Raw genomic sequence first — 11225 nt, forward strand, 5'->3', positions numbered from 1 at the left:
GCCCGGCCCACGGGGATAGTCGGATCCGACGAGAGGCGGATCCGTGTAAAGAGCAGGGGGAAACAGCAAGACTCTATATCCGAAGGTGACATAGCTGAAGTCGGCGAGAGCGCTTGGCTTTGAACGGCATTCTGTTGTTCGAAGTGTCAAGCGCGACAACAGCTGAAAGGATTAATCCTTATGTCATCGCTTAAAGCCGCAGAGTCTTGCCCGTCAAAGGGAGGTAAAACTCCGAAATCTAACTTCATCACGTCACTGTTCTTCGGACTGGGACGTGTTGGCAACGCCCTTAGAGGTATAAACTGGCTCTATGAGCAAGGAAAGCCTCACTGGGATAGCCTCATGGAGTTACTAAAAAGTTTCGGAGGTAGCGCTTAACTTTGAATTACCCCGCTTTCTTACAATCTATTGAATCATGATTCATGAGGCTCTGCGTCTTCTTCGGGCTTATCATGATCTTTCTCAAAATGAGTGTTGCGTAAGGCTTGGTTTTTCTAAAGGCCGGCTTGCGAGAATAGAGAGTGGCGAGGAAATTGCCACTGAAAGCGTTATTGGTGCCTATAGCTTAACCTTTGGCGTTCCCGTTTCTTCTATTCATTTTTTTTCTGAAAGAAGTAATGGCGGAATTACAGAGGGGGTTAGAATAAAACTGGCGAAGAAGGTTATATCTTTGCTTCAGTGGATTGAGGCAAGGAATGAAAGAAGAATTTAAGTCGAAAAAAAAGAGAAAACTCTATAGCCTAGATCAGTGCGCCCTTTTTAAAATTGGATCAAAGAAGCGACTGGCGGCAATACTGAGAGTTTCTCAAGACAGGCTTGAACCGCTGGGGGTGGACAAAGGAAACTACTTTGTTTTTACCTTAAAAGAGCAAATATGTCCTTTCACTGGGAAAGTGAAAGGGGCTCGGCGAGTTCAGAATCCTTTGCCGGAGCTGAAATTGGTTCAGCGCCGCATTCTCTCCTTGTTGGCAAGGGTGGAAATGCCTGAGTTTTGCCATGGCGCAAAACAAGGTAGCTCTTACAGATCTAATGCCAAAGCGCATGTTGATGCAAAAAACGTCGCGACGTTTGATCTAAAGTCGTTTTTCCCGTCAACGTCTGCTTCAAGAGTTTTTAGTTTCTTTAGAAACACACTTCAGTGTGCGCCGGATGTTGCTCGCATACTAACAAAATTGTGTGTTTGCCATGGAGCTTTGGCGACTGGTTCCCCTGTCAGTCCAATTTTGGCTTATTGGGCTAATTGCGAATTGTTTCGTGTGCTTAATCGTCTCGCGGAAGAGAATCATCTTCTGATGACTGTCTATATTGATGATTTTACAATTTCTGGGGATGTTTTGCCTCGCAATATAGTTTGGCAAGTTAAATCAATAGTTGAAAAATACGGCCATAGCTTATCCTTGTCGAAGACAAAGATTTTTCGTGAAAATGAGGCCAAGCATGTGACTGGCTTGGTGATCTATGAGGGAAATTTAACTGTTCCTCATATTAGATTCAAGAAGGCTCGCGCAATAGAAAAGGCAATTGCGGTGGCTTCTAATGATGAGGAGCGGCTTGATCTTATGCGAAAAATGGGCGGTTTGCTTGGTGAGGCTGCCTATGTTGACAAAAGGTATAAGTCTTGGGCTTTTAAAATTTATTCAAAGATATCCCAGGCCCAGTCAGTTTTGAGGCGGAAGGAGGCAAGTGCTTCTGAAAAAAGGAAATTTGAAGAGGCTTGTGTTCCTGATGTAATGCCTGATAAGGCTTCTTGGAGTGACATCTCGCCTAAAGCGCAAGATAATTCTTCATCTATGAAAAGTTAATTTTTTGACGCTTAGTCACTCGGCCGTCTAGGTAATTGTCCAGTCGTTGATGAAGCGCTACTAGATAGCATCAACGTGCTTAGTCGTCACAGGACTAAGACTAAGGGCGCCGGTTGGGGGGCCAAGTGCGGCGAGCAGCGACTGTGCAGAGTCGCCTTACCTTGGCACACCTCGTTGCGCCTGAGCGCGCGCCGCCGGCGCACCATGCGTGCACGGCAGCGCAGCGGGGCTAGAAGCAAGCCATGTTTTCGCTAACGCTCAAACGGCTTGGCAGGGGCTCACGCCCCTGCACCCCGGGGCGGCGGCACGCTGCGCTGGCCGCCGCAGCAGGACGCGGGAGGTGCTTTCGTGACGGAGACGAAACCCAGGCGCGGGCGGGGCGGGCGGCCCCGGCTGGAGCCCGAAGCGGTGCGCTCGCAAACCATCGGCGTGCGAGTGTCGGTGGCGGAATTCGAGGCGCTGCAGGCGAAGGCGGCAGTTTTGGGGCTGACGCCGGCGCATTATCTGCGCGAGGCGGCGCTGAAAAGGCGGCTGCCCGATCCGCCGGTGCCGGCGGTGAACCGGGAGCAATATGCCGAGCTGGCCCGGCTGGCGGCGAATCTGAATCAGCTGACGCGGCTGGCGAATGAAGGTACTTTCGTCACCGTGACGGAAGCCCATTTGCAGCGCTTGGCCGGCGAGGTAAACCGGCTGCGCCTGGCGCTCATTGGCGTGGAGCGCGGGGCGTGATTGCCAAGCTGGTCAAGGGCCGGGGATTTCGTGGGGCCCTGGACTACGACCTGAAGCAGGAAAAAGGCCGCGTCATCGACACCAACATGGCGGGCCGGACGCCGCGCGAGCTGGCGGCGGAATTCGGGGAAATCCGGCGACTGCGCCCGAAAGTGGGCAAGGCCGTTTTGCACGTGTCGCTGTCGGCGGCGCCGGGTGAAAAGCTCAGTGATGAGCAATGGCGCGAGATCGGCCAGCGGTACCTGCGCGGGATGGGATTCAAGGACAACCAATTCCTGATCACGCGGCACCTGGACACCGACCACGAGCACATCCATATCCTGGCAAACCGCATCACGTTCGGCGGCGAGGTGGTGAGCGACAGCCTGGACTATTCGCGCCAGGAAAGGATCGTGCGGGAGATCGAGCGGGTATATCGCCTGGAGCAGGTGGCGCCCAGCCACGAGGCGCAGCGGCGGGCCTATACCCGGGGCGAAATCGAGCACGGGATTCGCACGGGAGAGCCGTCCACCCGGATGCATTTGCATGCGCTGTGCGACGCAGCGGCGCTCAAAAGCCGGGATTTCAGCGACTACATGCAGCGGCTGGAGGCCGTCGGGGTGGAGTTGATTCCCGTGGTCCAGCTGCAAGGGGCGAAGCTGTCGGGGCTGTCGTACCGGCTGGACGGCGTGGTGATGAAGGGTAGTGACCTGGGCCGGGGCTACACGCCGGCGGGTCTGGCAAAGCGGGGTATCGGATATGAGCAAGACCGAGACTTTGCGGCTGTCCGCCGCGGCATCGAGCGCGCAGCGCCTGGAGCAGTTGAGCGGGCAGATCGAGCAGTTGAGGCAGGCCAAACACCAGAGCGTGGAGGAATTGGCCGCAGCGCTGGAGCCCTTGGCGCAGGCCATGGCCGCGCTGGCGGACGAGACGAAAACCACCTTGGCCGAAATCCAGCAGAAGGCCCGGGAGCAGGGCGAGAAATTCACCGGCCAGATGAACGAAGCCGCCAAGAGCTGGAACCAGGCCGCCGAGCACGCGGCGCAGGCCGGGACGCGGTTGGAGTTGGCCGGGCAGCGGCTGGAGTGGCGCCACTACGCGCTGGCCGGGATGACGGGGTTACTCACGGCGGCGCTCGTGAGCGTGTTCTGGCTTTGGGTGGCGCCACCGACGTCGCCCGAGATCACGCTGGACCCGAAGGCGGTGGCGGCCCATCTCAAACCCGCCGTGATCGAAGCCTTGAGGCCGTCCAAAGGCAAGTAAAGGCGCTGGGGGTGGCGCGGCTGGAGGTGGCCTTGCGCGAGGCGCAGGGCAGGGAGCTGGTGAAACGGAGCTGGAGCGCGCAAGAGCTGGAACAGTCGGTGGCGTGGCTCAAGCGGATGAACGCGCGAGGGCATGACGTGTTCATCCGGCCCGAAGGCGGGCATGGCCTCGTGCTGGTGGACGGGCTGCAGCGGGAGGCCCTGGCGCGCATGGCAAAGGAAGGCTTCACGCCGGCGGCGACCATCGAGGCCGGCCCGGGGCACTTCCAGGCCTGGGTGAAGCTGTCGGAGGGCCCTTTGCCGGCCGAGGTGCACGACCAGGCGGCGCGCACGCTGGCCCGGCACTACGGGGGCACGCTGGAGAAGGCCAGCAGCCGCAGCTGGGGGCGGCTGGCGGGCTTCACGCACCAGGCGCCGGCGCTGCGCAAGGAAGACCGCCAGCCTTACGTGCTGGCCCACGAGAGCCCGGGCCGGGTGGCCGCCGCAGCGCCGGCTTTCCTGCAGCACCTCGCGGAGGGGCTGGAGCGGCAGCGGGAGCAGCAGGAGCGGGCGGCGCGGCTGGAGGCCATCCGGGCGGCGCCGGATCACGTGTGGCAGCGGGATGCGCTCACGGTGTACCGGCAACAGGCGCAGCAGCTCCTGGCGCGCCATGGCCCGGCGGTGGACTTCGAGCGGGTGGACTGGGCGATTGCCACGCACTTGGCGAAGTCCGGGCGCTACTCGCGGCAGGAGATCGAGCGGGCCTTGCACGAAGGCTCGCCCCACATCGAGCACGGCCAGCCGGGTGGAATCGAGGGCTACGCCCGGCGCACAGCCGCGCAGGCCTGGAACGCGCCGGAGGTGTTGGCGCACTGGCAGGGGCGCGGGCGCGAGATCCAGCGGCAGCGTGAGCTGGGCCGGGCACCGGAGCGAGGCCGCGAAGGGCCGAGCCTCGGCCGGTGAACCTTGCCACTACCCACCGGGTGGCGGCGCGGCCCTTGGGAACTGTCGGGACTGGACTTTGTGGCGTGATGCGTCACGCGTCACAATCGAGGCATGGCAATCAAGAGCTTCCTGCACAAGGGCGTGAAGCGGTTTTTCGAGACCGGCAGCACAGCGGGCATCCAGGCCCAGCACGCGGATCGGATGGGGCGCATGCTGCGCCGCCTGAACGTGGCCAGCGTCCCGCAAGACATGGACCTGCCGGGCTGGAAGCTGCATCCGCTCAAAGGCTCCCTCTCGGGCCATTGGGCGGTGTCGGTCAGCGGCAACTGGCGGCTGACCTTTCGATTCGACGGCGCCGACGCGGAACTGGTCGATTACCAGGACTACCACTGAAAGGACCTGCACATGGGACGCATGTTTAACCCCCCTCACCCCGGCCTGACCCTGCGCGACGACGTGATTCCCGCGCTTGGACTGACCGTGACCGAGGCGGCCCAACAGCTTGGCGTGGACCGCTCCACGCTGTCGCGAGTCATCAACGGCCATGCCGCGATCTCACCGGAAATGGCGCTGCGCATCGAGGCGTGGCTTGGCAAGGACCGTGGCGGCGACGCTACCGTGTGGCTGGCCGAGCAATCCGCCTATGACCACTGGCAGGCTGAGCAGCACGTCAAGGAGGTGCCGCTGAACGTGCGGCCGGCGCCGAGGCCCCAGGACACCGCGGCCTGAGCCTGGTGGCCTTCCTCTGTGCGAGTCAGCAACCGGCGCAACGTGTACCGGTAGAGCGCCAAGGTGCCGCTATGATTTCACGGTTTTATGACCGTTATTTAATATTAAATAACGGTCAATAACAAAGCAAAGCATCACCATGATCGTGACGGTCGGCAATACCAAGGGCGGCGTCGGAAAGACGACTCTTGCCCTGAACCTCGCCATCGCGCGCGCCATCGCTGGCCGTGACGTGTGGCTGATCGATGGCGACCGCCAGGGCACCGCCCAGACCGCCATCACGGTCCGGTCCGAGGCCGGCCGACAGCCGCGCATCGCATGCGCGCAGTACGCCGACGGCTCGACGCTGCGCGCACAGGTGCAGCAGGTCGGGCCGAAGTTTCAGGACATCGTGATTGACGCTGGCGGGCGGGACTCCACAGCGCTGCGTGCGGCACTGGTGCTTTCCGATGTGCTGGTGGTGCCCTTCGCGCCGCGCAGCCTCGACGTTTGGGCCCTGGCTGATATCTGCAGCCTGATCGACGAGGCACGCTCAGTGCGTGACGGCCTGCGCGCCGTGGCCGTGCTGAACAACGCCGACGCTTCCGGCCAGGACAACGAAGAGGCTGTCGAAGCACTGGCCGACTTCCCGCAACTGCAGTATCTGGCCACCCCGATCCGTCGCCGCAAGGCGCTGGCCAACGCCGCCGGCCAAGGCATGAGCGTGTTGGAACTCTCGCCCAAGGACGGCAAAGCCGTTGAAGAGATCACGGCATTGATTAATGCTGTTTTCAATTCAATTTGATATTAAATACAAGCTATGGCGATCACAAAACGGCCCCCCAAGAAATCCGCTGAGACGTTCATCCAGGCGGCTCCGGATGCAGGCGAAAAGGTGCCGCCGGTGGTCAAGGGGGTGATGGCTGGCAACCAGCGTCAGATCACGGTGGCAATGCCTCCCGAGCTGGTGGACCGGATCGACGCCGCAGCCAAGAAGCTGTCCATCACGCGTGCGTCGTTCATCAAGATGGCTATCAGCCGTGCCATCGAGGCTGAGCAGCGATGACCAGTTCCAAGAAGCTGACCTTTGCTGACGAGACGCTCATCAATGCAGGGTTGGCTATCTCCAGCGAGGATGCCGCTACTGCGGGCGCTGTTGGCTTCATGGCTCGCGCACTTGTACAGGCCACGCTGCCGCACAAGAAGGTCGAGGGCAACGAGTTCACCCGCACGAACGGCAGCTACACCCTGTCCATCATGGCGCCCTCCAAGATCGGTCTACCCTACGGCACGATCCCGCGCCTTCTCCTGGCCTACGTCACCAGAGAAGCCGTGCGCACCAACAGCCGTGTCATCGAGTTGGGTGAGTCCATGGCTGCATTCATGCGGCAACTTGGCTTGATCCGGGCCGGTGGCCCGCGCGGCGATATCACGCGGCTGAAGGACCAAACTCGCCGGCTATTCACCAGTACCGTTTCGCTGACCTACGAAGGGCCTGGCCGGATGACCGATATGGGGTTTCGGCTGGCCGACAGGATCGACATGTGGTGGCATGCCCAGGACCCTGAGCAGGACGATCAATGGCACTCCACCATCACACTGACCGAACCTTTCTTCCGTGAAGTGGTGGAAGGCCCTGTGCCTATTGACATGCGCGCCCTGACAGCCCTGAAGCGCAGTCCGATGGCCCTAGACACCTACATCTGGTTGACCTATCGCTACAGCTATCTGACTCGGCCGACTGCTATCCCGTGGAGCACCCTTGCTGCGCAATTCGGTGCTGACTACAGCCGTGAACGGGATTTCAAGGCTGCCTTCAAGGACGAACTGCACAAGGTGCTGACCGTCTACCCCGATGCCCAAGTGGAAGAAAGCAGCTCTGGCTTGGTCCTAAAGCCCAGTCCGCCGCACGTGGGCAAAGTGCGATGAAACGGTCGCGCCTCCAGCGCTGAAGCACGCAGAAACGGTCACGGTGTCCAGGCTGAGTTGGACACTTCAAGGCTGTGGATTGAGCAAGTTATTTGCGATGAAACGGTCGCGCTTTTGCGATGAAACGGTCGCGCTTTTGCGATGAAACGGTCGCGCTCCTAATAAAGATCCTGTAGTTCCCTGTAGTTCCCTGTAGTAGGAGCGCCGCGTTCTGTGGACAACGCGGCAAGGGGCACCCCTACGGGGTTCCCCCGGCTTCGCCGGCTCCCCCTCCGGCCAGCCAGATCCACGGGCCGCCTATGGCGGGGCTTCGCCCCCACGCCGCTGACGCGGCGCGGGCCCCCCTTGGCATCCAGAAGGGCTCAAGGCGCCGGCTTGGCGCTGACGCGGGCCAAGGCCCGGTAGAGGGTGGAGCGGTCCACTGACAGCGACCGGGCTACAACCGTAGGGCTCTCGCCGGCCTCGATGAGCTGGCGAGCGTGCTGGACCTGGCGAGGCGTCAAGGCGTGCTTGCGCCCGAGCTTGGCACCGCGCTGCTTGGCTGCGGCCAGGCCGGCGCGCGTGCGCTCCACCACCAAGGCGCGCTCGAACTGCGCCATGGCCCCGAAGAGGTGAAAGACGAGCTCGCCGCCGGCGGTGGCGGTGTCGATGGACTCGGTGAGCGAGCGAAAACCACAGCCCCGGTCCCGCAGCTCACCCACCAGACCGATCAAATGGGCCAAGGAGCGCCCGAGACGGTCCAAACGCCACACCACCAGCACGTCACCCCTTTGAAGCGCTCCTAGGGCCTTCTGGAGGCCTGGGCGGGCCTGTTGGGCGCCGGGGATGCCCCGGTCCTCAAAGACCTGCTCCACGCCGGCCGCGCGCAGCGCATCGAGCTGCAGGGATGGGTTCTGATCGTCGGTAGAGACGCGCGCGTAGCCGATGAGTGCCATCGGGCCATTCTGCGACTGCTTTTTGCGACACCTAAGCCCTTGTCACGCCTGGAGTGCCGAAGCGTCGCAAAAAGGATCGTCTTTACAACACATACACCGTCCAGCTTGTCTACCACGGTCCTGTAAAGTACGTTATACGCATAACGTATTTCTGGAGTTAGTGATGCACAGGCGAATGACGATCACGCTCGATGAGGCCGTGTACGAGGGGCTTTACCGTACGGTGGGTAAGCGGCGCATGAGCCAGTTCATCGAGGACCTGCTGCGCCCGCATGTGCTGGACACGACGCTTGATGACGGTTACCGGGCCATGGCCGCCGACCAAGCGCGTGAGGCCGAGGCGCAGGAGTGGTGCAACGGTTTAGCCGGCGACATGCGCGATGAAACGCGGTGAGGTCTGGTGGGTCGAGTTCGACCCCGCCGTAGGCAGCGAGGTCCGCAAAACGCGACCGGCCGTGATCGTGAGCAACGATGCGGCTAACCGGAATCTAGCGCGCGTGGTGGTAGTACCTCTGACTAGCAACACTGGGCGCCAGTACCCAGGCGAGGCGTTGGTAAGCGTAGGCGGCAAAAGCAGCAAGGCGATGGCTGATCAAATCATGGCCGCCGACAAGGAGCGGTTGAAGGACCAACTTGGGGCCTTGTCTAAGGCTGATATGCGAGCTGTAGAGGATGCAATTTGTGTTCATCTAGGCTTACCAAGATAAATATAAAGTTTGAAATAAATGTCTTACCCATCATTTGCGCATGAGCAATATTTGCCCTCCGTTAGGATTGAAAAAAATTCCATCTTGGAGCTGGAAGAGTATCTGGAAAAATATTTCTTGGACGCATCTTTTTTGGATGCGGAAAAAAGAAATGGTATTTTTTCTGTAAAAATAGAAGACAATCTTGGTGTTGAGAAACTTTCATCTATAAAACAGATGAATACCTCCTTATTTGCTGATAGCACTTCAAGTGTTGATGTGGAATTTGAGTTGCCTTATAGAGATGATGGAATAAAAGCAAGAGTGCGGTTAAATTTCTCAAGAAAAAAAATGTATGCCAAGCTTTACATTAGCGCAGTAATGCCAAATTCAAGAGAATTTGTTCTTGGATTAAGGAATGGTTTGCTGAGACTTCTTGAGTCACAAAAGATATGGCATTGGATTGCGCATCCTGTACCACAGGTAGGGGGCGCTTTATTTGTGGCTGCATGTATTCTGGGGTATATCGCAATTAACTTTGCGGATAAAAAAGAAAACTTTTATAGTTTGTGGATTTTTTTGATTGCTTTGATTTGGTTTTATCTTTTTTTCATGGGTGATCTTAGGCCTTATAATGTTTTTAAATCGCGTGCTTCTGATCGCTCAGATAAAATATGGGGTTGGTTAATAGGTGGTGCAGCGACCTTTTTATTGTTTGGGACGCTCCTTACACTGTTCCGCCGTCCTCTTCTTGGCTTCTAAGAGACTGTAGTCCGTGAAAAAGCCTAACCTTGCCGTTTTCTATTTTAACGAACAGAAAGAGGGCTCAGATTATTGATATTATCCATGCCTTAGAACCTGTTGTATGAAATTTGGCAGTTGAGCGGTAGGACGTCACGGACCCTCTACACTGGAACGCTAACGGTCCGCTGCCCCATCGCGTAGCGAACTTATGTACACCAGAGGAAGGAGGAATATATGCCTTATGACACTTGGAACTGGGCGCGCAGTGAAGAATGGCCGATGACTGGGGTTGGTGCCGATCCCGATCTGGCAGGTTGGATTTATGTCGCCGTGAACACGCGCGATGCAACGTGCTGCAAAGTCGGCCGTACAAAGCGACGGCTTTATGTGCGCACCACCGAAACTACTAATCCATTTTATGCCATCCATGTTGCGTACCATGTCGAGGCAAGCGATACGGTGAGACTAGAATCTTGGATTCATTATGAGTTGAGTAAACGATACTTGCATCATTACCATCTCATCACCAACAAGCCCAGTGAATGGTTTCAGTGTGCACCGCACGAAGCTGAGCGTGTGATTGAAGAGTGTCTGCGTCGATACTTTCACTGTCCACAGGACGACCAAGGCTGGTTGCTTGAAAATGACCCTGTCGAGCTTCGTCGCTTCCGTCCCCACTACAACCCGATGCAGCTAAGCGAAAGGTTGCGCGACAACCTTGAAGACCACCCATATTGGAAGTACCTCTTTCCCCGCTTGGGGTGGTAATTCCAAATTCAAGTTGGCTTATTGACGTTATCCGTGGGCATAAGGGCGCCTTGAGCGGGAACTGGAGGCGTGCGCCGCCAGCGTGGAGCTGCAGCGCCACTTCAGCGCTGCTTCAGCGGTTCTTCCGTGCTGCCACCGCGCGGCTTCAGCGCTGTTACAGCGCTTCTTTAGCGATCCCGTTGAGCCCCGCAGGGGCGAATAAGGGCCCGTGAAGTAGGTCCGCCAGCGCCGCTGGTGGGCCTACTTCACCTATCTTGCCCGCGCTTCGCAGTTCGGAAACACCACGGAAGTTCAGCAGCCTGGATGCGGTTTTGGCGCTGAAGTCGCGCTGTCACAGCCCTGTTTGAAATCCCAACGGCGTGGGCTCAGAGCCGGCGGGCCTGATTACTTGAACAACTCAGCATGTGTGCCAGCGCGCACGAACACCACCAAGCCCTGCTTGGCGGTGACTCAAGAGAAAGTCGTCACGTTGACAGAATCTTTTATGTAAAAAATATCGATGACTTTACAGCGCTTGTTTTTGCCTTTATGATTGGTAACGTGGCGTAACGGAGATTCTCGTCTCGCAGTAGTTGGAGCTTCGTCTCCGCGGAGGTTGATAGCCTCTACCACTTCTCCTAAGGTCCGGCCCGGCCCGGCCCACGGGGATAGTCGGATCCGACGAGAGGCGGATCCGTGTAAAGAGCAGGGGGAAACAGCAAGACTCTATATCCGAAGGTGACATAGCTGAAGTCGGCGAGAGCGCTTGGCTTTGAACGG

15 protein-coding genes and 2 pseudogenes are annotated in these 11225 nt (G+C 58.4%); 16 read left to right on the forward strand and 1 reads right to left on the reverse strand.

The genetic code is table 11. The features are described 5' to 3' along the window. Nucleotides 1-415 precede the first annotated feature (415 nt). The 12 genes and pseudogenes from HHL10_RS29205 (at nt 416) to HHL10_RS29255 (ending at nt 7333) form a co-directional block, all read left to right on the forward strand. Entirely contained in the window at nt 416-712 is a 297-nt protein-coding gene (locus HHL10_RS29205; protein ID WP_169163951.1) for a helix-turn-helix domain-containing protein, read from the forward strand. Beyond that, nucleotides 696-1802 carry a reverse transcriptase family protein gene (locus HHL10_RS29210; RefSeq protein ID WP_169163952.1) on the forward strand — a complete coding sequence of 369 codons (1107 nt, stop codon included), beginning with the start codon at nt 696-698 and terminating at the stop codon, nt 1800-1802. The genes HHL10_RS29205 and HHL10_RS29210 overlap by 17 nt, the downstream gene beginning before the upstream one ends. 408 nt (nt 1803-2210) lie before the next feature. After that, entirely contained in the window at nt 2211-2531 is a 321-nt protein-coding gene (locus HHL10_RS30890) for a plasmid mobilization protein (protein ID WP_310734702.1), read from the forward strand. After that, a pseudogene (locus HHL10_RS31425) lies at nt 2528-2941 on the forward strand (relaxase/mobilization nuclease domain-containing protein); the annotation flags it as partial. The gene HHL10_RS30890 and the pseudogene HHL10_RS31425, both read left to right, overlap by 4 nt. A 346-nt stretch (nt 2942-3287) precedes the next feature. Beyond that, a complete protein-coding gene (locus HHL10_RS29225) occupies nt 3288-3773 on the forward strand; it encodes an IncQ-type mobilization protein MobB (RefSeq protein ID WP_235971864.1) in 486 nt (161 codons plus the stop codon). An 11-nt stretch (nt 3774-3784) separates the two neighbouring features. Beyond that, nucleotides 3785-4204: pseudogene (locus tag HHL10_RS31440) on the forward strand (DNA-primase RepB domain-containing protein); the annotation flags it as partial. 228 nt (nt 4205-4432) lie between these two features. Beyond that, nucleotides 4433-4714 carry a hypothetical protein gene (locus HHL10_RS31445; RefSeq protein ID WP_510528609.1) on the forward strand — a complete coding sequence of 94 codons (282 nt, stop codon included), beginning with the start codon at nt 4433-4435 and terminating at the stop codon, nt 4712-4714. 93 nt (nt 4715-4807) lie between these two features. Beyond that, the gene (locus tag HHL10_RS29235; protein ID WP_169163954.1) at nt 4808-5089 is read left to right on the forward strand and encodes a type II toxin-antitoxin system RelE/ParE family toxin; all 282 of its coding nucleotides are present in this window, start codon (nt 4808-4810) and stop codon (nt 5087-5089) included. 12 nt (nt 5090-5101) lie between these two features. Beyond that, nucleotides 5102-5425: a HigA family addiction module antitoxin gene (locus HHL10_RS29240; RefSeq protein ID WP_169163955.1), complete on the forward strand. Its 324-nt coding sequence runs from the start codon at nt 5102-5104 to the stop codon at nt 5423-5425. Nucleotides 5426-5564: 139 nt separating this feature from the next. Then, nucleotides 5565-6209: a nucleotide-binding protein gene (locus HHL10_RS29245; protein ID WP_169163956.1), complete on the forward strand. Its 645-nt coding sequence runs from the start codon at nt 5565-5567 to the stop codon at nt 6207-6209. A 15-nt stretch (nt 6210-6224) separates the two neighbouring features. Next, nucleotides 6225-6470 (forward strand): ribbon-helix-helix domain-containing protein, encoded by a 246-nt coding sequence (locus HHL10_RS29250; protein WP_169163957.1) that lies wholly within the window; start codon nt 6225-6227, stop codon nt 6468-6470. Continuing rightward, entirely contained in the window at nt 6467-7333 is an 867-nt protein-coding gene (locus HHL10_RS29255; protein WP_205833280.1) for a replication protein RepA, read from the forward strand. Before HHL10_RS29250 ends, HHL10_RS29255 begins: the two co-directional genes overlap by 4 nt. 362 nt (nt 7334-7695) lie before the next feature. On the opposite strand, the gene HHL10_RS29260 is transcribed toward HHL10_RS29255, so the two are convergent. Beyond that, nucleotides 7696-8268 carry a recombinase family protein gene (locus tag HHL10_RS29260; protein WP_169163958.1) on the reverse strand — a complete coding sequence of 191 codons (573 nt, stop codon included), beginning with the start codon at nt 8266-8268 and terminating at the stop codon, nt 7696-7698. Between the two features lie 175 nt (nt 8269-8443). On the opposite strand from HHL10_RS29260, the gene HHL10_RS29265 reads away from it, so the two are divergent. The 4 genes from HHL10_RS29265 to HHL10_RS29280 all read left to right on the forward strand — a co-directional run bounded on the left by HHL10_RS29265 (nt 8444) and on the right by HHL10_RS29280 (nt 10466). Then, nucleotides 8444-8662: a DUF8778 family protein gene (locus HHL10_RS29265; RefSeq protein ID WP_235971865.1), complete on the forward strand. Its 219-nt coding sequence runs from the start codon at nt 8444-8446 to the stop codon at nt 8660-8662. Continuing rightward, complete coding sequence (locus HHL10_RS29270; protein ID WP_169163960.1) at nt 8649-8975, forward strand: type II toxin-antitoxin system PemK/MazF family toxin; 327 nt, start codon at nt 8649-8651, stop codon at nt 8973-8975. The genes HHL10_RS29265 and HHL10_RS29270 overlap by 14 nt, the downstream gene beginning before the upstream one ends. An 84-nt stretch (nt 8976-9059) precedes the next feature. Next, nucleotides 9060-9716 (forward strand): hypothetical protein, encoded by a 657-nt coding sequence (locus HHL10_RS29275; RefSeq protein ID WP_169163961.1) that lies wholly within the window; start codon nt 9060-9062, stop codon nt 9714-9716. A gap of 216 nt (nt 9717-9932) precedes the next feature. Continuing rightward, nucleotides 9933-10466 (forward strand): GIY-YIG nuclease family protein, encoded by a 534-nt coding sequence (locus HHL10_RS29280; protein ID WP_169163962.1) that lies wholly within the window; start codon nt 9933-9935, stop codon nt 10464-10466. Nucleotides 10467-11225 lie beyond the last annotated feature (759 nt).

It is taken from the genome of Azohydromonas caseinilytica, from assembly GCF_012927045.1.
GTDB classification, from domain to species: Bacteria; Pseudomonadota; Gammaproteobacteria; order Burkholderiales; family Burkholderiaceae_C; genus Azohydromonas; species Azohydromonas caseinilytica.